The 21,259-nt window shown below is 69.5% G+C and carries 20 protein-coding genes; 15 read left to right on the top strand and 5 right to left on the bottom strand.

Features of this window, described 5'->3' with window-relative positions; translation table 11 throughout:
• Nucleotides 1-15: 15 nt before the first annotated feature.
• Complete coding sequence (locus D514_RS28375) at nt 16-663, bottom strand: heme oxygenase (biliverdin-producing) (protein WP_017829729.1); 648 nt, start codon at nt 661-663, stop codon at nt 16-18.
• Between the two features lie 46 nt (nt 664-709).
• The gene (locus D514_RS28370) at nt 710-1,024 is read right to left on the bottom strand and encodes a DUF2470 domain-containing protein (protein ID WP_031205781.1); all 315 of its coding nucleotides are present in this window, start codon (nt 1,022-1,024) and stop codon (nt 710-712) included.
• 95 nt (nt 1,025-1,119) lie between these two features.
• On the opposite strand from D514_RS28370, the gene D514_RS28365 reads away from it, so the two are divergent.
• Genes D514_RS28365 through D514_RS28355 form a run of 3 tightly spaced genes read left to right on the top strand, consistent with a single transcriptional unit; the run spans nt 1,120 to nt 4,823 of the window.
• Entirely contained in the window at nt 1,120-2,412 is a 1,293-nt protein-coding gene (locus D514_RS28365) for a serine hydrolase (protein WP_017829727.1), read from the top strand.
• 36 nt (nt 2,413-2,448) lie between these two features.
• Nucleotides 2,449-3,465, top strand: a complete 1,017-nt coding sequence (gene corA, locus D514_RS28360; protein WP_017829726.1) for a magnesium/cobalt transporter CorA — start codon at nt 2,449-2,451, stop codon at nt 3,463-3,465.
• Nucleotides 3,466-3,512: 47 nt separating this feature from the next.
• Nucleotides 3,513-4,823: an FGGY family carbohydrate kinase gene (locus tag D514_RS28355; RefSeq protein ID WP_017829725.1), complete on the top strand. Its 1,311-nt coding sequence runs from the start codon at nt 3,513-3,515 to the stop codon at nt 4,821-4,823.
• Nucleotides 4,824-4,851: 28 nt separating this feature from the next.
• Here D514_RS28355 and D514_RS28350 read toward each other — a convergent pair whose 3' ends face one another.
• Together D514_RS28350 and D514_RS28345 are read right to left on the bottom strand one after the other, a co-directional pair.
• Nucleotides 4,852-5,478, bottom strand: a complete 627-nt coding sequence (locus D514_RS28350; protein WP_017829724.1) for a hypothetical protein — start codon at nt 5,476-5,478, stop codon at nt 4,852-4,854.
• Nucleotides 5,478-6,428 (bottom strand): sugar-binding transcriptional regulator, encoded by a 951-nt coding sequence (locus tag D514_RS28345; protein ID WP_186004823.1) that lies wholly within the window; start codon nt 6,426-6,428, stop codon nt 5,478-5,480. The genes D514_RS28350 and D514_RS28345 overlap by 1 nt, the downstream gene beginning before the upstream one ends.
• A gap of 139 nt (nt 6,429-6,567) precedes the next feature.
• On the opposite strand from D514_RS28345, the gene D514_RS28340 reads away from it, so the two are divergent.
• The 3 genes from D514_RS28340 to D514_RS28330 are packed head-to-tail and all read left to right on the top strand — an operon-like array spanning nt 6,568 to nt 9,337.
• Nucleotides 6,568-7,218 (top strand): SIS domain-containing protein, encoded by a 651-nt coding sequence (locus tag D514_RS28340; RefSeq protein ID WP_017829722.1) that lies wholly within the window; start codon nt 6,568-6,570, stop codon nt 7,216-7,218.
• Nucleotides 7,215-8,672, top strand: a complete 1,458-nt coding sequence (gene xylB / locus D514_RS28335) for a xylulokinase (RefSeq protein WP_017829721.1) — start codon at nt 7,215-7,217, stop codon at nt 8,670-8,672. The genes D514_RS28340 and xylB overlap by 4 nt, the downstream gene beginning before the upstream one ends.
• An 8-nt stretch (nt 8,673-8,680) precedes the next feature.
• Nucleotides 8,681-9,337: a transaldolase family protein gene (locus D514_RS28330; protein WP_017829720.1), complete on the top strand. Its 657-nt coding sequence runs from the start codon at nt 8,681-8,683 to the stop codon at nt 9,335-9,337.
• Nucleotides 9,338-9,363: 26 nt separating this feature from the next.
• On the opposite strand, the gene D514_RS28325 is transcribed toward D514_RS28330, so the two are convergent.
• Entirely contained in the window at nt 9,364-10,431 is a 1,068-nt protein-coding gene (locus tag D514_RS28325; RefSeq protein WP_017829719.1) for a LacI family DNA-binding transcriptional regulator, read from the bottom strand.
• Between the two features lie 253 nt (nt 10,432-10,684).
• Here D514_RS28325 and D514_RS28320 point away from each other — a divergent pair, with 253 nt between their 5' ends.
• The 9 genes from D514_RS28320 (at nt 10,685) to D514_RS28280 (ending at nt 21,162) form a co-directional block, all read left to right on the top strand.
• The gene (locus tag D514_RS28320) at nt 10,685-11,740 is read left to right on the top strand and encodes an NAD(P)-dependent alcohol dehydrogenase (protein ID WP_017829718.1); all 1,056 of its coding nucleotides are present in this window, start codon (nt 10,685-10,687) and stop codon (nt 11,738-11,740) included.
• Entirely contained in the window at nt 11,737-13,236 is a 1,500-nt protein-coding gene (locus D514_RS28315; protein ID WP_017829717.1) for a sugar ABC transporter ATP-binding protein, read from the top strand. The genes D514_RS28320 and D514_RS28315 overlap by 4 nt, the downstream gene beginning before the upstream one ends.
• A gap of 2 nt (nt 13,237-13,238) precedes the next feature.
• Complete coding sequence (locus tag D514_RS28310) at nt 13,239-14,270, top strand: ABC transporter permease (RefSeq protein WP_017829716.1); 1,032 nt, start codon at nt 13,239-13,241, stop codon at nt 14,268-14,270.
• A 51-nt stretch (nt 14,271-14,321) separates the two neighbouring features.
• Complete coding sequence (locus tag D514_RS28305; protein WP_017829715.1) at nt 14,322-15,329, top strand: sugar ABC transporter substrate-binding protein; 1,008 nt, start codon at nt 14,322-14,324, stop codon at nt 15,327-15,329.
• 94 nt (nt 15,330-15,423) lie between these two features.
• Nucleotides 15,424-16,038, top strand: a complete 615-nt coding sequence (locus D514_RS28300) for a nucleoside/nucleotide kinase family protein (RefSeq protein WP_017829714.1) — start codon at nt 15,424-15,426, stop codon at nt 16,036-16,038.
• Nucleotides 16,035-16,802 (top strand): SDR family NAD(P)-dependent oxidoreductase, encoded by a 768-nt coding sequence (locus D514_RS28295; RefSeq protein ID WP_017829713.1) that lies wholly within the window; start codon nt 16,035-16,037, stop codon nt 16,800-16,802. The genes D514_RS28300 and D514_RS28295 overlap by 4 nt, the downstream gene beginning before the upstream one ends.
• A 148-nt stretch (nt 16,803-16,950) precedes the next feature.
• A complete protein-coding gene (locus D514_RS28290) occupies nt 16,951-17,538 on the top strand; it encodes a cysteine hydrolase family protein (RefSeq protein ID WP_017829712.1) in 588 nt (195 codons plus the stop codon).
• Between the two features lie 154 nt (nt 17,539-17,692).
• Complete coding sequence (locus D514_RS28285) at nt 17,693-19,018, top strand: RNA polymerase sigma factor (RefSeq protein WP_020380575.1); 1,326 nt, start codon at nt 17,693-17,695, stop codon at nt 19,016-19,018.
• 161 nt (nt 19,019-19,179) lie between these two features.
• The gene (locus tag D514_RS28280) at nt 19,180-21,162 is read left to right on the top strand and encodes a putative Ig domain-containing protein (protein WP_186004822.1); all 1,983 of its coding nucleotides are present in this window, start codon (nt 19,180-19,182) and stop codon (nt 21,160-21,162) included.
• Nucleotides 21,163-21,259: the final 97 nt, after the last annotated feature.

The raw sequence follows: 21,259 nt of genomic DNA, 5'->3' as shown, positions 1-21,259 counted from the left end.
GGGCGCGGGATCCGCTCAGGCGGCGGCGCGAGCGCGGTCGAGGTCTTCGAACAGCTCGGTGTTGAAGCGGTAGGCGAGGAGCACCTCGTCGATCACGCGCTCGCGCTCGGCCTCATCCCACGGGGCGGCGTCGAGCTGCTCGCGGTACACGTCCTTGAAGGCGGACGGGTCGGCGATGTCGTCGAACAGGTAGAAGCCGATGCCGTTGGTCTCGAAGCCGAAGCGACGGGCCATCACGCGGCCGATGAAGATGCCACCGGACAGATCGCCCAGGTAGCGGGTGTAGTGGTGTGCGACGAAGCCGCCGGCCCAGGTGGCGCCCACCTGGCGGATGCGGTCAACGTAGCGCTGAGTGGTGGGCAGGGCGACGATCTGCTCGCGCCAGTCGGCTCCGAGCAGGAACTCGAGGTCGGCCTCCAGCGCGGGGAGCCGGGTGAGCTTGTCGGTGATGAAGACCGAGGCCACCGGATCCTGACGCATGCGCTCGACCGCGCCCTCGAGCGCCTCGTAGATGAAGTAGTGCTGCGCGACGAGGGAGATGTAGTCCTCGCGCGACCCCTCGCCCTTCAGGAGGTCGGACATGAAGCCGGCGGTCTCGCTGCGGGAGTGCGATCCGGACGAACGCTCGCGCAGGGCGGCGGAGAAGGAGAGGATCTCGGGCATGAGGCCAGTGTAAGGGTTACCTAACCCCGGAGGGAAGTCGCAGAGTTCAGGCGTGCGGCCGCGGCTCGACGCCGAGGCGGGCGCAGGCGGCGTCGTAGAGAGCCACGACCTCGCGGCGCACGGCGGGGCGGTCGGCGATCGGGCCGCCGGGCCACGGCACTCGCAGTTCGGCGACCTCACCGTCGCGGGTGATCTCCCACACGCCGGCGTCTCCGTCGAACCCGGTCATCACCGAACCGGTCACCTCGGCATCCGAAGGCTCCGCGAAGGCGCGGGCGATGAGGATGTTGTCATCGGCGTGGTCGCCGTTCATATGGCGCAGGACGGCGGTGATCACGTCGGTGTCGAAGATGTGGGGCACGGTGACCACCTTACGGCGGCTCCGAGATCGCTCCGGGGCCGACTTTCAGCCTCGGCGCTCTAGACTCGGGAGACACGTCTTCGGGGGTCCCTTTCATGCAGCTTCTCTCGTCGCGCCGGTGGCGCGCCGCAACGGCGACGGCAGCCGTGCTCGCTCTCGCTCTCACCGGATGCTCGTCCGAGGAGTCCTTCTCCTATACGCCGCCCGCCCAGGTCGACGGTCCGCTCCCTGACGACACGGTCGCCGCGATGCAGGCCGCGGTCGACAACGCGCTCGTCTCCTCCGGTGCGACCGGCGCGATCGTCGGTGTGTGGGCGCCCTGGAGCGGGAGCTGGGTGGCGGGCATCGGCACGCAGGATCGCGAAGGCGGTGCGGAGCTGTCGACCGACATGTCCTTCCGCATCGCGGACGTCACCCGTCTGATGACCTGCGACGTCCTCTATGCCCTCGCCGACCGTGACGTGGTGGAGCTCGACGCCAACGTCGCCGACTACGTCTCGGGCGTCGCCGACATGCGCGACGAGGGCATCACCCTCCTCGATCTGTGCAACGGCACCAGTGGCGCGGGATCCTCCGAGGGAACCGTGAAGTCGGCCTGGCTGAACACTCCTGAGCGGGTGTGGTCGCCGCTGGAGCTCGCAGGCTTCGGGCTGGCGCGCGAGCGCGTCGCGCCCCACACGACCTTCCGCGACTCGGACGCCGGCTACCTCCTGCTCGGCCTGGCCCTCGAGCGCGCGTCGGGCATGACGGCCTCCGAGTTGATCGCCGAGTACGTCACCGAACCTCTCGCGCTGCCGGACACCTCGCTTCCCGGGCCGACCCCGGCAGCGCCGGGAACCGGTGCGGTGCTCAACGGTCACTACCTCAACGCCGTCGAGGGCGGATACGACTGCGCGGCCCCCGTCGACATCACGAAGCTGTCGTCCAGCTCGGGGTTCACCGACTCCGGAGTCGTCTCCACCATCACCGACCTCGGTCGCTACGCCCAGGCGGAGGCGAAGCAGGTGCTGCGCACGAAGGAGAAGCCGGAGCGCTTCGCCGATCCGCTCTCGGCGGCAGACGGCGCCGCCTCCTGGTTCCAGGCCGCTGGCGGTGGCTACCTGGTGGGATCGATGATCGGCCAGCACGGCTGGACTCCGGGATACGCCACCGCGGCGTACTCCGATCCGGCGACCGGATTCACCGTGGCGGTCGTGCTCAACGACTCCACGGCCGGGGCCCAGTTCGCCCAGCACCTCTCGTGGGAGCTCGCAGCGATCGCCTCGAAGGCGCCGGCCGCCGAAGGCCAGACGGCTCCCGAGTTCGGTCTGCCGTTCACCGCCGAGCAGTACCACCAGACGATCACCGACGCGGCGATCGCCTGTGTCGCTCCTCCTGCCGCGGAGTGAATCCGGGCTGACCCACAGGTACTCGAAGGGGCGACGATGGCGATCATCGACAATGCGATCTACGTGGATGGCGTCCGCACCGAGAACCCGGTGACCCTCAGCGAGACGTTCGAGCGCATGCGCGAACGCGACGGCATGGGGTGGATCGGCCTCTATCGACCGAGCGAGGAGGAGATCCGCGAGGTCGCCGAGGAGTTCGGGATCCACGTGCTCGTCGTGGAGGACGCCCTCTCCGGGCACCAGCGCGCGAAGCTCGAGCGCTACGGAGACGTGCTGTTCATGGTGCTGCGACCGGCCCGCTATCTCGATGACCTCGAGGAGGTCGAGTTCGGCGAGGTGCATGTGCTGGTCGGTCCCGACTTCGTGGTGACGATCCGGCACGCGGAGTCCCCCGACCTCGGCCGCGTCCGGCGTCGCCTCGAAGCCGATCCCGCGCTCCTCGCCCACGGCCCCGAAGCCGTGCTGTACGCCATCCTCGACGAGGTCGTCGACGAGTACACGCCCGTCCTCGCGGGGCTCGAGAACGACATCGACGAGATCGAGAGCCAGCTGTTCGAGGAGAACACCGACGCCACGCAGCGCATCTACGATCTGGGTCGGGAGGTCATCGACTTCCAGCGGGCCACGCAGCCCCTGTCGGGGATGCTGGAGGCACTGCTTCGGGGGTCGGACAAGTACCAGGTGACCGAAGAGCTGCAGCGGTATCTGCGCGACGTGCTGGATCACACCCTGCGCGTGAGCGACCGCGCCACGACGTTCCGCACCGTGCTCGACAACGCGCTCACCGTGGAATCGACCATCGTCGCGCGCCGCCAGAACGAGGAGATGCGGCGGATGACGGAGCTCAGCATCCGTCAGAACGACGAGGTCAAGAAGATCTCGGGATGGGCGGCGATCCTGTTCGCGCCCACGCTGGTCGGCACCATCTACGGCATGAACTTCGACCACATGCCCGAGCTGCACTGGCTGTTCGGCTACCCCATGGCGGTCGGCATGATGATCGCGCTGGGCTTCGGCCTGTACGCGGCGTTCAAACGCAAGGGCTGGCTCTGACACCGAGCCGGATGAGTGCCCGTCGCCCCGCATGGGATGATCGCAGCATGGAACTCGTGGCGGGAATCGACTCCTCGACCCAGTCCTGCAAGGTCGTCATCGCAGACGCGGTCTCCGGCACGGTCGTCCGCGAAGGGCGGGCGGCTCACCCGCCGGGAACCGAGGTCGACCCGGAGGCCTGGTGGCAGGCGCTGCAGCAGGCGATCGCGGCGGCGGGCGGCCTCGACGACGTGCGCGCCTGGGCGATCAGCGGGCAGCAGCACGGGATGGTGGCGCTGGACAGCGGGGGACGCGTCGTGCGGCCCGCCCTGCTGTGGAACGACCTGCGCTCGTCGGATGCGGCAACGGCACTGATCGCCCGGTATGGCGCGACGGCCCTCGCGGAGCGCACCGGCCTCGTGCCCGTGCCCTCGTTCACCCTCACCAAGGTGCACTGGCTGCGCGCACACGAGCCCGAGCACGCCCGTGCGGTCGGCGCCGTCGCACTCCCGCATGACTGGCTCACCTGGCGTCTGCGGGGTTTCGGCCCCGACTCCCGTCTCGGCGCCGACCTGGACGAGCTCGTGACCGACCGTTCCGAGGCCTCGGGAACGGGGTACTGGACGGATGCCGGCTATGACCGGGAGCTCTTCGCCGAGGCGCTGGGGCACGACGCGGTGCTGCCGCGGGTCCTCGCCCACGACGCAGCGGTCCGCGATGCCGACGGCCGTTCGGTCGGACCGGGATCCGGGGACAACGCCGGCGCCGCGCTGGGGCTGGGAGCGCGTGTCGGAGACGTGGTGGTGTCGATCGGCACGAGCGGGACGGTCTTCGCGACGAGCGCTCATCGCACGATCGACCCCTCGGGAACGGTCGCCGGATTCGCCGATGCGGCCGACGGACATCTGCCGCTCGTCGCGACCCTCAGCGCCGCGCGGGTGCTCGACACGCTCGCCGCCCTCCTCGGAGTGGATCACGAAGAACTCAGCCGACTCGCCCTCGCCGCGTCTCCCGGTGCCGGCGGTCTGGTGCTCGAGCCGTACCTGGAGGGCGAGCGCACCCCGAACCTCCCGGATGCGACCGGAACCCTCTTCGGCATGACGCTGGCCTCGACCACGAGAGAGAACGTCGCCCGCTCGGCCTATGAGGGCGTGCTCGGCGGTCTGCTGTTCGGCCTGAACGCGATCCGCGACCTCGGGGTGCCCACGGAGCGGGGCATCCTCATCGGCGGTGGCGCCCGGTCCGCGGCGGTGCGCGCGATGGCCCCCGAGATCCTCGGCATCCCGATGACCGCGCCACCCGCCGGCGAGTTCGTCGCCTGGGGCATGGCCCGCCAGGCGGCGCGCACGCTCGGTCTCGAGCTGCCTCCGGCCGCCTAGGGCGCCTGCAGGTCGGGAAGCGGGGAGATCAGACCGAGGCGTCGACCCCGGCGGCGAGGACCTCGGCCCAGGCGTCCTCCTGGTCGAACACCAGATCGGTGCCGACGACGGCCCAGTCGGCGCCGGCGGAGGCGAGGGCGTCGGCGTGCGGGCGGCGCACGCCGCCGTCGACTCCGAGCCGACGGCCGGGCGAGGCTCTGCGCAGGGCGGTGAGCTTGTGCAGGACGGCGGTGTCGAACGCGCTTCCGGCCTGACCGGGGACGATCGACATGCACAGCACCGCGACATCGGCGGGCACGTCGGCGGCGCGGGTCTGCGGTGAGACCGCGAGGCCGGGGGTGGCGCCGCGCCGCTCGATGCGCGCGAGCGCCTCCTGCCAGTCGTCGCTCTCGATGTGCACGAAGACGAGGTCGCAGAACGTGGTCCAGGCGTCCACCTCCCGCCCGGCACGATGAGCCATCACGTGGGCTTCCGCCGAGAGCCCGGTCGCCGAGGCCAGCTCGGCGGCGGCATCGGGCGAGAACCCTCCCGCCGCGGCGAAGCTGCCGTCGGTCGTGTCCCAGTGCAGCCGACGCAGACCGGCGTCCCGCAGTCGCAGCGCGGTGGTCAGGCGATCCTCGGCGGGAACGGACCACAGCGAGCCGGCGATCCGCATCAGCGATCCTCCGCGAGCACGGCCTCGGCGAGAGTGTGGTCGGTGAACAGCTCGGTGATGAGCCCCACGCGGGACACCGTGCGGATCGCATCGGCCTTCGCGGCTCCACCGGCGACGGCGACCACGCGCGGCACCTTCTGCAGCTGCTCGTACGAGATGTTGACGCAGCGGTCCTGGAAATCGGGGTCGACCGGGGTGCCGTCGCTCTGGATGAGGATGCCCGCGATGTCGGCGACGCATCCCTTGCGCAGAGCGTTGGCGAGGTCGTCGATGGGCAGCACGTCCCGCACCTGCGACACCGGCGGGTTCCAGGCGCCGACCGAGAGCAGGGCGGTGGTGACTGCGGGGAACAGATCCATGGCCGAGCGGATGTCGGGATGGCGGCGCAGGCTCTTCGCGGTCTCGAGGTCGTCGACGATCAGCGGGGAGAAGATCGGGTAGACATCCCCACCGGAGCGGCGCGACGTCTGGCGCACGACCTCGATGGGTGACGACGCCAGGTCGCCGGCCACGACGCCGGTGAGCTGCACGATCGACAGCCGGGGGAGGTGGTCGAACTGACTCACCGTCGCGGTCAGGGTGCGGCCCCAGGTGACGCCGAGCACCTCGTCCTCGTGCAGGCTCTCGCTGAGCGCCCGCGCCGCCGCCCCGCCGATCTGTCGACGCACGGTGTCGTCGTCGCCGTGCGAGCGCACGACGAGGCAGCGCTCGAGGCCGAGCTTCTCCTGCAGTCGCTGGCTCAGCTCGACGTCGGGCAGACCCCAGTCGTGGATCTCGATCGTCACGACGCCCTCTTCGCGGGCGCGGGTGAGCAGCCGGGCCACCTTGAAGCGCGAGATCCCCAGGGCGTCGGAGATGTCGACGCGGGACCGGTCTTCGAGGTAGTGGGCGCGCGCGACGGCTGCCATGAGGGCGCGGTCGTGGTCCATACTCGTCGATACCTCGCTCATTTGAGCGTCGAAATCACGAAACTGTGACATATGTGACGGCTGCCTTTCTTCGGCACGAGGAGCTTCCTATGCTCAAACGTACATCCAAGCATCACAGATGAGCGCGACTGATTCCATCGTGCGATTGAAGGAGCAAGAGTTGACGGTCAATGACGACATCCTCGCGGTGGCGCGCGGACGCCTGCGTGCAGAGGCCGACGCCGTGGCATCGCTGATCGACACGGTCGACGACTCCCTCGTCACGGCGGCGTCGCTGATCCTCTCCGGCACGGGCAAGCTCTTCATCGGCGGCTCCGGCACATCCGGCACCGTCGCACGGCGGATGGCGCACATCCTCTCGGTGACCGGCACCCCGTCGCTGCCCTTCTCGCCCATGGACGGCCTGCACGGAGCCTCCGGTGCGATCACGGCTGCCGACATCGTGCTGCTCATCTCGAACGGCGGAGCCTCCGACGAGGTGGTGCAGCTCGCCCGCATCGCCCGCGGTCGTGGGGCGCGGGTGATCTCCCTCTCGCGCAGCCACTCGACGCCGCTCGCCCTCCTGGCCGACCACAGCGTCGCCGTCGCCGTGCAGCCCGCGGCCGACATCGGCGGCATCGTCGCGACCGGCATCACGATCGCGCAGTCGGCGTGGGGTGATGCGCTCGCCGAGGTGCTCATGCGCGGGCGGGGGTACACCTGGGCCGAGTTCATGACCACGCATCCCGCCGGCGCGGTCGGTCGCCTCGAGGACCTTCCGGCAGACGCCGACCGGATCATCATCCCCGCGTACCGGGAGGTCGCATCATGATCGACGTGGTCGCCGGAGTCGACAGCTCCACCCAGTCGTGCACGGTGGAGCTCCGCGACGCCGCATCCGGAGCGCTCGTCTCGACCGGTCGCGCCCCGCATCCGGTCACACACCCGCCGATCAGCGAGCAGGACCCCGAGTCCTGGTGGCAGGCGCTGGTGGCGGCGATGGGAGACGCGCGCCGCGACGTCGAGGTGCGCATCATCGGCGTGAGCGTCGGCGCGCAGTGTCACGGTCTGGTGGTCTCCGACGAGGCCGGTCGCGTGCTGCGCCCCGCGCGTCTCTGGAACGACACCACCTCCGGGCCGCAGGCTGCCGCGCTGCTCGACAGGCATCCCGCCTCCTGGTGGGCCCGGCAGATCGGGATCGTCCCCTCGGCCGCCATCACCATCTCGAAGCTCGCGCTCCTGGCCGAGACCGACGCGGAGGCGTTCGCGCGTGTCCGCCACATCTCGGTCCCCCACGACTGGCTGACGTACCGGTTGACCGGACGCCGTGTCACCGATCGCTCGGATGCCTCGGGAACCGGGTACTACTCCGCCGACACCGGGCGCTGGCGCACCGATATCCTCGACGAGGTCGTGGGGGAGCGCGACTGGGCCCCGCTGCTTCCCGAGGTGCTCGCACCTGATGAGGCGGCCGGACGGATCGCACCCGCCGCGGCCGCAGAGCTCGGCATCGATCCCGGCGCGCTGGTCGGCGCGGGCGGTGGCGACCAGCATCTCGCCGCGCAGGGCATCGGTCTCGGCGAAGGCGACGTGGCATACAGCCTCGGCACCTCCGGCGTCGTGTTCGCGACCACCCCCGACCCCGTCGTCGACGTCACGGGTTCGGTCGACGGCGTCGCGAACGTCACGGGCGGCTATCTCCCGCTCGTCTGCACGCTCAACGCCACCAAGGTCACCGACACCATCGCGCGGCTGCTCGCGGTCGATCACGCCGCGCTCGCCGCCCTCGCCCTCGCCGCGCCGCTGGACCCGGAACGCCCCCTGCTCGCGGCCTACCTCGACGGTGAGCGCTCGCCGCGACTGCCCTCGGCGCGCGGCATGCTGGCGGGTCTGAGCACCGCGACCAGCCGCGAGCAGCTCGCATTGGCCGCGTTCGAGGGGGTCGCCCTCGGCCTCGTGCGAGGAGAGCGTGGGATGGAGTCTCTCGGCATCCCCGTGACGGGACGCACCATCGCCATCGGCGGGGGAGCGCGGTCGCACGCCTACCGCCAGATCATCGCCGACCTGACAGGTCGCGCCGTGCACACCGTCGATGCGCCGGAAGGCACGGCGCGCGGCGCTGCGATCCAGGCCGCAGCGGTGGTGCGCGGCGAGACCGTCGCCGCCGTCACGGCCGCCTGGAGCCCCGAGGCCACCTCGGTCACCGAGCCGGTCGCCGACCGCGGTGACATCTGGGACCGCTACATCCGCCTGGCCGACCTGCAGTCCGACGGCGAACGATTCTAGGAGGACCCGTGCTCTACATCGACAGCGCCGACCGTGACCTGCTCGCGCCGCTTCTGGCGACCGGGTTGTTCGCCGGCGTCACCACCAACCCTGCGATCCTCGATCGCGCCGGACTGACCGCCGACGACCTGCCCGCGCTCGCCACCTGGCTGCGGGAACGTGGCGTGACCCGCTTCTACGCACAGGCGACCGGGACGACGATCGAGGAGTTGCGCGACACCGCCCGTCAGATCGCGGATCTCGGCGGCGACGTGGTGATCAAGCTCGTGGCGACAGCCCCGGCGCTCACCGTCGCGCGCGAGTTGACGGACGCCGGACGCGAGGTGCTGATCACGGCGGTGTACCACCCGTCCCAGGCGCTCCTCGCCGCCGCTGCCGGCGCGCAGGAGGTCGCACCTTACGTGGGCAGGGCGAGCGAGAACGGCCGCGACGGCCTCGCGCTCGTCGCGGCGATCGCCCGAAGCGTGCCGAGCGTGCGCATCCTGGCCGCGAGCCTGCGCTCCGCCGACCAGGTCGCGGCCGTCGCCGGGGTCGGCGCTCACGATGTGACGCTCGCGCCGTCGATCGCCGGCGACCTCTTCGAGGACGAGCTCACGCAGGCCGCGACCGCGGACTTCGAGGAGCTCGTGGCGGCGGCGGCGCGTGCAGCGGAGGTGCCGTCATGACCCCGCCGCGCTCCTGCCGCGCGCTCTCAGGGACGCGGGGGACCGCTCGTCGCCCTCACCTCGAGCGAGGTCGGCAGGAAGCGTCGCCGCGGGGTCTCGGCCAGTGCATGGCTCAGCAGCATCTCACCGGCGATGCGGCCCTTCTCGACGAGTGGCTGGCTGACCGTGGTGAGGCCGACGCGTCCCGCTTCGGGGATGTCGTCGAACCCGGTGATGGTGAGGTCGCCCGGCACGCTCAGACCCTGACGGCGCGCGGCGTCGAGGGCGCCGATCGCGAGGACGTCTCCGAAGCAGCAGATCGCCGTGAGGTCGGGATGGCGCTGGCGCAGGGACTGGAGGGCGGCGGCGCCGGACTCGACCGCGTTCTCGAAGCGCTCCTCGACGACCAGCGCAACGCCGCCCAGACCGTCGCGGAGGCCGGCGATCCGGTTGCGCTGCACCGAGTACACGGCCTGCGTCCAGCGGTCCTCGTCGGCGGGGCCGTTGTAGCGCGCGCGCCCGAGGCGCGAGGTGATGACGCCCACCTTCCGGTGGCCGAGATGGGCCAGATGCTGCCCGAGCTCGGCGGCGGCGGCACGATCGTCCAGCCCGACCCAGTCGGCGGTGAGACCGTCGCGCGGCTCGTCCACCACCACGGTGGGCAGGCGGCGCCGCAGCGCGGCATCGAGGTGCGGATCGCCCTCCGGGACCGAGTAGAAGACGAAGCCGTCGACGACGGCGCCCATCACGTTCGACACCCGCGATGCCCCGACGGGCGGGCCCGTGGGCAGCAGCAGCAGGTTGAGCCGCGCCTCCTGGAGCGTGGTCGAGAGCCCCGCCAGCAGGGCCACGGAGGCGGGGTCGGCCAGGGCGAAGGGCATCTCGTCGGTGAAGACCACGCCGATCGTCTCGGACTTCCCGCGGCGGAAGCGGCGGGCCGCGGCATCCGGTCCCGCGTAGCCGACGGCTTCGGCGGTGGCGAGCACGCGTTCTCTGACGTCGTCGCTGACCCGCTCGGGGTGGTTGTAGACGTTCGAGATCGTGGCCGGCGACAGGCCGAGCGACCGGGCGATGCTCGTGAGCGTCGGCGGCGGCGCTCCGGGCGTCTTGGTCATCTTCTCAGCCTAGTGGATTTGACGTTTCAAGACCGAGTGGACCCTTTGTTCGCGCGCATTTTTATTGATAAATCAAGGATGGATGAGGAGTTGTTGACGACTACTGATTTACGTTCTAATATTCAAGCGATCGCAGGCCCCCGGATCGACACGCGTCGCCCGGGCAGGCCCGTCGCCGGATACCCCAACCGCTTCGGGCGCAGCAGCCCGAAGCCCCGCACCACCCCGTTCTCACAGGAGAGAGAGGATTCTCATGACTGAGATCCCGTCGACGATGACCGCCAGCGTGCTGCGAGGGGTGAAGGATCTGGTGCTGGAAGAGCGCCCCGTCCCGGTGCCCGCCGCTGACGAGGTGCTGGTGGAGGTCGCGAGCGTCGGCGTCTGCGGCTCCGACGTGCATTACTACGAGCACGGTCGCATCGGTCCGTACGTGGTCGACACCCCGCTGATCCTCGGTCACGAGGTGAGCGGGCGCATCGTCGCCGTCGGTGCCGATGTCGACCCGGCGCGCATCGGACGACGCGTGGCCATCGAGCCCCAGAGGCCCTGCCGTCGCTGCGACTTCTGCCGAGCCGGCGACTACAACCTGTGCCCGCAGATGGAGTTCTACGCGACGCCGCCGATCGACGGTGCGTTCTGCGACTACGTCATCATCCAGGACGACTTCGCGTACGACGTGCCCGACTCGATCAGCGATCACGCGGCAGCGCTCATGGAGCCGCTATCCGTCGGCATCGCAGCCGCGCAGAAGGGCGGCATCAAGGTGGGTGACACCGTGCTGATCGCCGGCGGCGGACCGATCGGCATCATCGCCGCTCAGGTGGCCAAGGCGTTCGGCGCCGTCGACGTGGTGGTCGCCGACATCAACCCGGCCCGCCGGGAGCTCGCCGCATCGTACGGTGCCCGCGTCGTCGACCCGGCGGCGCAGTCGACCGTCGACCTCGCCGCGAACGTCTTCATCGATGCCTCCGGTGCCACGCCCGCGATCGTCAACGGCATCCGCTCCACCCGTGCCGGCGGCACCGTGGTCCTGGTCGGCAGCGCCGACGAGTTCCCGCTCTCGGTGCCCGACGTGGCGATGCGCGAGCTGAACGTCACCGGCATCTTCCGCTACACCGGCACCTGGCCGATCGCCCGGGCGCTGCTGGAATCCGGCCAGGTCGTGCTCGACTCGCTCGTCACGCACGTGTACGGCATCGAGCAGGTCGAGGAGGCGCTTTCCGGCGAAGGATCGGTCGACTCCCTCAAGCGGATCGTCCTGCCGCGCGTGCGTCGTGTCGACGAGCCAGAGATCAGGGCGGCGTCATGACCGACGCGCTGCTGTCCGTCCAGGGGATCTCGAAGTCGTTCCCCGGCGTGAAGGCCCTCGACGACGTCTCGTTCGATGTGCGCCCCGGCACCGTGCACGCCCTCTGCGGCGAGAACGGCGCCGGCAAGTCGACCCTGATGAAGATCATCAACGGGATCTACCAGCCCGACACCGGCACCATCCGGGTGCGCGGCGAGGAGGTGCGGATCAAGAACCCGATCGACGCCCGCGCCCGCGGCATCGCCATGATCTCGCAGGAGCTCAACTACGTGCCGGGCATGACCATCGCGGAGAGCTTCTTCCTCGGTCGCCTGCCCATGAAGCTCGGGAAGATCGACTGGAAGTTCATCCGCAGCGAGGCACGTCGCATCCTCGCAGAGGAGGGGCTGGACTTCTCGATCAACCGCCGCCTCGGCACGCTCACCGTCTCGGAGATCCAGACGCTCGAGATCCTCCGCGCGGTCTACCACAGCGCCGACGTGCTCATCATGGACGAGCCCACCTCGGCGATCGCCCACAAGGAGGTCGAGTCGCTGTTCGCGAAGATCCGCGATCTGCGCGCACAGGGCAAGTCGATCATCTACATCTCGCACAAGATGGACGAGGTGTTCGAGCTCGCGGACGACGTCAGCGTGCTCCGCGACGGCACCGTCGTCAGCTCGCAGCCCACCGCCGAGATCAGCTCCAGCCAGATCATCGCGCAGATGGTCGGTCGTGACCTCGACCACCAGGCCTACCCCAAGGAGCAGGTCGAGATCGGCGACACGGTCTTCCGTGCCACCGGGCTGTCGTCCGCGCACATGTTCGAGGACATCGACCTGAACATCCGCGCGGGCGAGATCGTCGGGCTCGCCGGACTCATCGGCGCGGGTCGCAGCGAGGTGATCCGCGCGGTGTTCGGACTCGACAAGCTCGATGCGGGCGAGATCGAGATCGACACGGCCACCGTGAAGATCAAGAACCCGACGCAGGCGATCAAAGCCGGTGTCGCGATGCTCTCCGAGGACCGGCGCCTGGTCGGCATCGTGCCGCAGCTCAGCATCATGAAGAACGCCACGCTGGCGAGCATGCACAAGGTGATCCACGGCGGCTTCGCCCGGCGCCGGGAGGAGGAGAAGCTCGTCACCGAGTACTTCGACAAGATGAACGTCAAGGCGCCCAGCCTGCAGACGCGCATCGCGAACCTCAGCGGCGGCAACCAGCAGAAGGTCCTTCTCGCCCGCTGGCTGATCTCCGACCCGAAGATCCTCCTCCTCGACGAGCCCACCCGCGGCATCGACGTCGGAGCGAAGTTCGAGATCTACAAGATCATGACCGAACTTGCCAAGCAGGGCCGCGGCATCCTCATGATCTCGTCCGAACTGCCCGAGCTCATCGGGATGTGCGACCGCATCTACGTGATGTCGGCCGGACGCCTCACCGCGGAACTGACACCCGATCAGTTCTCGCAGGAAACCATCCTCACGTACGCCATGAATGAAATCGAGGTGGCATGAAAATGCTCTCCAACCTGAAGAGACTCGAGGTGAGCCGCTTCTCGATCTACATCATCCTGTTGATCGTCATCGTCGCGGCGAGCCTGCTGAGCCCGAACTTCCTGAGCTCGGACAACCTGTTCAACGTGCTCCGGCAGGTGTCGGTCATCACCATCCTCGCGTTCGGGGCGATGACGCTCATCATCGGCGGGATGATCGACCTCTCCGCCGGCGCCGTGATGGCGTTCGCGGGTGTGGTGTCGGTCATGGTCTACAAGTCGAGCGGCAACCTGCTGCTCGCCATCCTCGCCGGCATCGCGATCGGCATGATCTGCAACCTCGTCAACGCCTTCCTCGTCGCGACGCTGAAGACCCCGGCGTTCATCGTCACCCTCGGCATGATGCTCATGGCCCGCGGCGCGGTGCTCGAGCTCACGCAGGGTCAGAACGTGCTCCAGCTCGGCGACTTCGTGCTGATCGGACAGGGCAACCTCGGCTGGCTGCCGATTCCGGTGCTGGTGCTCATCGGCGTGACGATCGTGATCTGGTACCTGATGAACCAGACCAGATACGGCCGCTCGGTGTACGCGGTCGGCGGCAACGAGGAGGCGGCGCGGGCCGCAGGGATCTCAGTCGCGCGTGTGAAGTACCAGGCGTTCCTCGTCAACGGCGCCCTGGTCGGCATCGCCGGCGTGATCTTCATGTCGCGCGTCAACGCCGGTCTGCCCAACGCCGGCGTCGGCTACGAGCTGCAGGCGATCACCGCGCCGATCATCGGTGGCACGAGCTTCTCCGGAGGCGTCGGCACCGTGATGGGAACACTCGCGGGTGCGCTCATCGTCGGCATCCTCGGCAACATCATGAACCTCATCGGGATCGGCTCGTACATCCAGCAGATCGTGATGGGCGCGATCATCGTGATCGCCGTCGCCTACGACGTCTTCAGCAAGCGCGGCAAGGCGAAGACCACGATCCTCAAGTCCGACGCGAAGGGCGATCCCTTCCCCGTCCGGGCCTCGTCGACCGATCCGGGAGGCGGTCGGGTGAAAGCCTGACCCTCCCCTTTCCGCAACGCTTCACCCACCCAACGAAAACAGGAGAAGACAATGAAGAGTCTTACCCGCAGGATCATCGCCCTCGGCGCCGCAGCCGCTGCAGCGATCAGTCTCGCCGGCTGCGCCGTCACCACCGGAAACCCGACCGGAGGCGGCGGCGGTGCCACCGAGGACAAGGACGAGTATCGCGTCGCGTACATCGCCCGAGCCCAGGCAGACTCGTTCGCCGCCTGGCTTGCCAACGAGATGAAAGCGGAGGCCGGCAACTACGACGACCTCACCCTCGAGGTGTTCGACGGCCAGGCCGACGACGAGATCGAGAACAAGATGATCGAGAACGCGATCGCCAACAAGTTCGACGCGATCATCATCCAGGCGAACAACGCCGACGCCCAGCTGCCCTACATCCAGCAGGCGATCGACGCGGGCATCGTGACCATCACCACCAACCCGCGCGTGGAGGGACTCACCGGCGGCAACTCGGTCGACGCCGACCCGTACAAGCAGGGCGCCGTCGTCGCGCAGCTCGCCCTGGAGGAGATTCCGGAGAACGCGAACGTGGTCGTGCTCAACGGCCCGGCCGGCAACTTCCACAGCACCGCACGCCGCGAAGCGTGGGAGGCGGAGTTCTTCGAGAAGCGTCCCGACGTGAAGATCGTCGCGGAGGACATCGCGAACTGGAACAAGGATGAGGCCATGACGCTCATGGAGGACTGGTCGCTGGCCAACCCCGACGTCGACGCGATCATCTCGATGAACGACAACATGGCGTCGGGTGCGCTCGAGGCTGTGAAGGGCAAGGGCGGCTTCGACGGCATCCTCGCCTACGGCGTCGACGGCACCCCCGAGGCCGTGCTCCTGATCGAGGCCGGCACGATGACCGCGACCTCGCTCCAGAACGCCCGCGAACTGGCCCAGCTCAACCTGAAGGCCGTGCACGACCTGCTCACGGGCGCGGAGGACGAGGTGAACGTCGACATCGGCAACCCGCTGATCACGAAGGACAACGTCCAGGAGTACATCGACCTGTACAAGGAAGCCGGACTCCTCGACAAGTGACGTCGCCCGAGCGGTGACACCGACGTCGGGGGAGCGGGCGCCCGCCCGTTCCCCCGACGTCTGCCCGCACACCTCCTGGAAGGCAGATCCCGCGATGCTCGTTCTTGCTCTCGCCGACGCCCGTGATCGCGCGCGCCGGCTCGCCCAGGATGGACGTCCCTTCCTGCTGGGGATCGTCGGGCCGCCCGGCGCCGGCAAGTCCACCCTCGCCGAGGCGCTCGGCGAACCCGCGTTCCCCATGGACGGGTTCCACTACGCCAACGAGCATCTGGATCGGCTCGGCCTGCGCGACCGGAAGGGAGCGCCGGCGACGTTCGACGTCGACGGCTTCGCCGCCCAGCTCGGTCGCCTGCGGGCGGGACGCGACGTGGTCGCGCCTCGCTTCGACCGCGAGATCGACGCCGCCGTCGCTGGTGCCCTGCCCCTCTCCGCCGCCGACCGCCTGATCGTCGTCGAGGGCAACTACCTGCTCCATGACGCCGATGGGTGGGAGCGGATCCGCCCGCTGCTCGACGAGGTCTGGTACATCGACGTGCCGGAGGATCTCCGGCTGCGCCGACTCGTCGCCCGCCACGAGTCGTTCGGCCGCACGCACGACGACGCCGTGCGGTGGGCCTCCCACGTCGACGGCCCCAACGCCGTCCTCATCCGCGCCACCCGCCACCGGGCCGACGCGATCATCACCCTGACCGAAGGAGACGACGCATGAGCGTCATGGAAGCATTCGCCCTCACCGACCGCACGGCACTCGTGACCGGTGCCACCCGAGGGCTGGGTCGCGAGTTCGCGCGGGCCCTCGCCGAGGCCGGAGCCGACATCGTCGTGCACGGCCGCGACGAGGAGGCGGCCAAGGAGGTCGCCGCCGAGATCGAGGCGCGTGGGCGCCGGGCGTGGATCGTGCTCGGCGACCTCACCGATCGCGCCTCGGTCGACCGCATCGCCGCCGAGGCCATCGGTGCGGCGGGGCACCTCGACATCCTCATCAACAACGCCGGTGCGTGCATCCACCGTCCCGCGCTCGAGGTGACGGACGACGAGTGGTCGCACGTCATCGACACCAACCTCACGGCGCTGTGGCGCATGTCGCAGGCGGTCGGCGGGCACATGGTCGCACGCGGCTCAGGCTCGATCGTCAACGTCGGCTCCATCTCGGCGCAGATCGTCAACCGGCCGCAGTTCCAGCCGGCGTACAACGCGTCCAAGGCCGCCGTGCACCACCTCACCAAGTCGCTCGCCGCGGAGTGGGCGCCGGCCGGCGTCCGCGTGAACGCCGTGGCCCCCGGGTACATCAAGACCGACATGTCGCCGGTCGACGAGCCCCAGTACCGTCGCTTCTGGATCGAGGACTCCGCGCAGCAGCGCTATGCGACGCCGGACGAGGTGAGCCCCTCGATCGTGTTCCTCGCCTCGGACGCCGCGAGCTTCATGTCGGGTACCGTGCTGGTCGTCGACGGCGGCTACACGCTGTTCTGAGCGGCACGGTGGTCGCCGCCGGGGACGAATCCTCGGCGGCGACCGCTCTGCCCGCCGAGACGCCTATCCGAGACGTGTGTCCGGATCCCTGCGGTCGTCGGCAGTGTGCGGTCTTGTCCGCGTCGGCGAGGGCGGGCACGATGAGCGCATGACGTCTTCTTCCGACACCGCCCTGCTCGTCATCGATGCGCAGGAGTCCTTCCGCCGTCGTGCCGACGACTGGGCGGCTACGGCGAATCCCGCCGTGATCGACAACATCGCGCTCCTCGTCGCTCATGCGCGGGAGGTCGGCGACCCGGTCGTGTGGATCACGCACTCCGAGCCGGGGAGCGGGGGTGTGTTCGACCCCGCATCGGGCTTCGTGCGTGTGATCGAGGACCTCGACCCGCGCGAATCCGAAGCAGCCCTCACCAAGACCACGGTCAACTCGTTCGGCTCGACGGACCTCCATGACAGGTTGCAGAGCGCGGGTGTGCGTCGCGTCGTGATCTGCGGCATCCGCACCGAGCAGTGCTGCGAGACGACGGCCCGCGTCGCCGCCGACCTCGGCTACGAGGTGGAGTTCGTCACCGATGCGACCACGACCTCGGCGATCCCTGCGCACGGCGGGCTGGCCGCCGTGTCGGGGGAGGACATCATGCGCCGTACGGAGAGCATCCTGGCGGCCCGGGGATTCGCGACCATCGCGAGCACGAGCGAATGGATCGGAGCGGTCCGGACACCCGGTCTCCCCTAGAAGAGCCGTCCGGATTCCCCACCACGTCGTCGCCCACCGACAGATTCCGTCGCGATTCTCGTTGTCCGGAAGGGGCGATCCCGCTGGGAGATGCGCGGCGTGCCATCGCGTAATCTCATCAGTAGCGGAGGGGGCGCACTCAGGGGAGTGGGCAATGGGCGAAGCAACGGACCAGGTCGATCGGCGTGTCGTCGATGATCGACGGGCCCGAGAGGCGAATGCGGGGGACCGTGGTGCGGCCGGGGCGTACCTCGCCGAGAATCTCCCGTACCTGTTGTCGATAGCGCGACGGATCTCCAACGGCGTGCTCGATCCTGACGATCTCGCCGCGGACGCCATCGCCGCTCTCCTCGCGCTGTGGGCAGAGGGCAGGGGACCGACCTCGAACCCCAACGCCTATCTCTCGCGGGCGATGAGGAACCGTCTGATCGACGAGTACCGTTCGCCGCGCTCCCGCGTCGGCGGCATCCTCGATGCCGATGAGGAGCTCCAGCCGCACTTCGACTCGACCAGGCGCACTGATCTTCACCGCGAGTACGCGTATGTCGCCGCCGCTCTGCAGTCCCTCCCGCCGGATCAGCAACTGGTGCTGAAAGCCGTCGTCGTCGATGGGCGCAAGCCGGGAGACCTCGAGGGAGAACTGGCGCGGCGGGCACCGGCGATCTCGTCCCTGCTGCGGCGCGCCAAACTCAGCCTGCGCCGGGCGACGCTGCGGGTGGTCCTCGAAGAAGACGCGCCAGCGGACTGCCGTCGCGCCGCCGGCGACCTCCCGGAGTCGGTCGCGGTGCAGATGGAGGATGTCCCTCGATCGCGCGGCATGGCGCACATCCGCACGTGCGATCGGTGCAGGGCCGCCTGGGGAAGGTTCGGCGCCCTCACCTCCGCGCTCGGTACGGTCGCGCTCCTCGTCGCCGGAAGCGTGCTCAGCCCGACCGGCTCCGCCGAGGCCGATGATCGTCCGCGGGGGACGCCGACCGCGCCACCGTCGGTGGTCCGGCGGCTCTCCGGCGCACGAGGGATCTCCCTGGTGCCGCAGGTCATGGCGATCGCCTCGGTCGTGGTGGGGGTGCTCCTGATCGCGCTGGCTCTTCCTGCGGTGCAGAACCTCCTCTCGGGAGGGCCGGTCGGCGGCCTCCAGCTCGCCGTCACCTCACGAGCGCTTCCGATCGAACGTGCCGAGATCGACGTGGATCTGCGGCTGGCCGACACCGAGGACGTCGTGGTCGAGGTCCTTCTTCCGCCCGGACTGAGCATCCTGAGCACTCCAGAGGCGTGGGACTGCTCGCCTTCCGCGACGGGTGTCATCTGCCGGGGGGATGCGACCTCCCGCGTCACCTTCTCCCTCGTCGACTCCCGCCCCGATGAGACCGGCACGTACCGACTCCTGCTGGCCGGGCATCGCGGGGACCGCGAGGTCAGCGGTGTCGCCGAGGGGCAGGTGCGTTCCGAGACGCAGACCGTCACGGCGACGGTCGGCTGACACCGACAGATTCCTTCGGCTCGCTCGTTTGTACCTCCGAGGGGTCACGCCGGTTGGCGTGCCTGCGAATTCGCACTGTCCGCGTAATGAAAGGCGCCCGAACGGAGTCTCTCCTTCCGGGCGTGTCGCGGGGACAACGCCCGAAATGCTGGGGGTCAGCAATGTCTACTGGGAACACGCATATCCGTCATCGCCTGGCAGGTGCCGTGGTCATCGGCGTCGCCGCGGCTCTCGCGGTTCCGACGGCGGGGTGGGCTGCGCCCACACCCGACTCCGGCCCGGTCGCCGGAGGAACCACGGTTCTCATCGAATGCGCGGACATCTCGCCGATCGAGATGTTCGCCGCAGGCGGGATGAACGCCATGATCGTCACGAAGGATGAGAAGGTCCTCACCTGGGGCGCGTGGCAGTACGGATCCAACGGGAACGGCGGGGGATCAGGGCCAGGGCAGATCTCGCAGGGGGCGATCCCCGCGGATGCCGACATCGTCGACGCCGACTACGACCAGTACGCCGGCTACGTGGTCGCCGCCGACGGTGCGATCTACGCCTGGGGCATGAACTCGTCCGGCCAGCTCGGCATCGGCGGTTTCAACCCGCAGGAATCGGCGACGCCCGTGAAGGTGAACCAGGGGCAGATCCCGGCGGGAGTGAAGCCGGTCTCGATCGCCGCCGGCTCGGGGCGTGCCGCCGTGCTCGCCGACAACGGCTGGGTGTACAGCTGGGGCGAGCCGTCCAACGGAGACGGCACCAATGCCTGGCGTCCCGAGCCCGTCGCGCTGGCGCAGGGGCAGATCCCCGCAGGTGTCACCATCACCCAGCTCGCCAACGGCAACGGCAACACCTACGCGCTCGGCAGCGACGGCTGGATCTACTCCTGGGGTGGCAGCTTCATGGGAGGCAACGGCGATGGCAACGTCGGCGGACCCGACCGGCTCGCACCGGTGCGGATCGCACAGGGGGCGGTTCCCGCCGGCGTCACGTTCACGCAGGTCGCTGCCGGCTCCTATGTGGGCTACGGGCTCGGAACCGACGGGAAGATCTATTCCTGGGGGTACAACGGCAACGGCCGCCTGGGCATCGGTGACACGGGTGTGACCGCGGCCGGAGAACCCGTGCTCGTCGCTGCGGGCGACATGCCCGCCGGCCTCGGCATCAAGAAGATCGTCGCGAGCGAGTTCCACGTTCTCGTGCTCGCCGACGACGGGACCATGTACAGCTGGGGATACAACCCCGACGGTCAACTCGGCATCAACTCCGTCGTCGACGCGGCGGCGCCCGTCAAGGTCGACACCAGCGACATCCCCGCCGGTGTCATCGCCACGGATGTCGAGATCGGGCTGCAGGCGTCGTTCGCGCTCGGTTCGGACGGTCGTCTCTACAGCTGGGGCGGGATGCGTCCGACCTGGGGCAGCATCTCCGGTCCCGCGCAGCTCGGCAGTTACGCGAGCGAGGGGCGGATGCGGCCGGGGCTCGCGCTCAGCTTCGGGGTGACCGAGGTCACCTTCGACGGCATCCCCGGCACCGACCTCGATGCGTCGGGGTGCCCGATCAGCGTCGTGACCCCGCCGCACGTTCACGGCCCCGTCGACGTCGTCGTGCGCACGGGCCTGATGGCGGGGACCACAGCCACGCCGTATCAGTCCGCGACGACCTACCCCGGCGGGTTCACGTACCTCGAGCCGCCGGTCATCGTCACCCCCTCCCTCCCGGACGGGACCGTCGGGACCGCCTACACCGCGACGGTCGAGGCGACGGGACCGGGGCCGATCACGCTCGCGGTAACCACGGGCTCGCTGCCCCCGGGGCTCGTCCTGGATCCGGCCACGGGGGCGCTCACCGGCACCCCGACGACCGCGGGCACCTACACCTTCACGGTGACGGCGACGAACCAGTACGGGACCGACACCCAGGAGTACGTGGTCGTGATCCGCGAGCGCACGGTGATCCCGACGATCGATCCGATCGATCCGACCGACCCGACCGACCCGCCTCGCGGAGGAAGCACGTCCGGCGGCAGCGCCTCGCTCGCCGTCACCGGCGGCACCGCGGCGTTCGCGGCGTACGCGGCCGGGGCCGGAGCGCTCCTGATCGTCGTCGGCAGCGGCTATCTGCTGTTCACCAGGAGCCGTCGACGGGTATGACGTGTCGGCGCTGCACGCGCCGACAGATTCCGCCCGGACATCCGTTGTTCTAGATGAGTCCTCCCCGGGCTCGGTGACACCTCCCCGTCACCTGGTG

Origin of the sequence: Microbacterium sp. UCD-TDU (assembly GCF_000340625.1) — a bacterium.
Taxonomy (GTDB): domain Bacteria; phylum Actinomycetota; class Actinomycetes; order Actinomycetales; family Microbacteriaceae; genus Microbacterium; species Microbacterium maritypicum.
The sequence above is the reverse complement of the archived record's forward strand: the minus strand, read 5'-3'. Positions and strand labels throughout refer to the sequence as shown.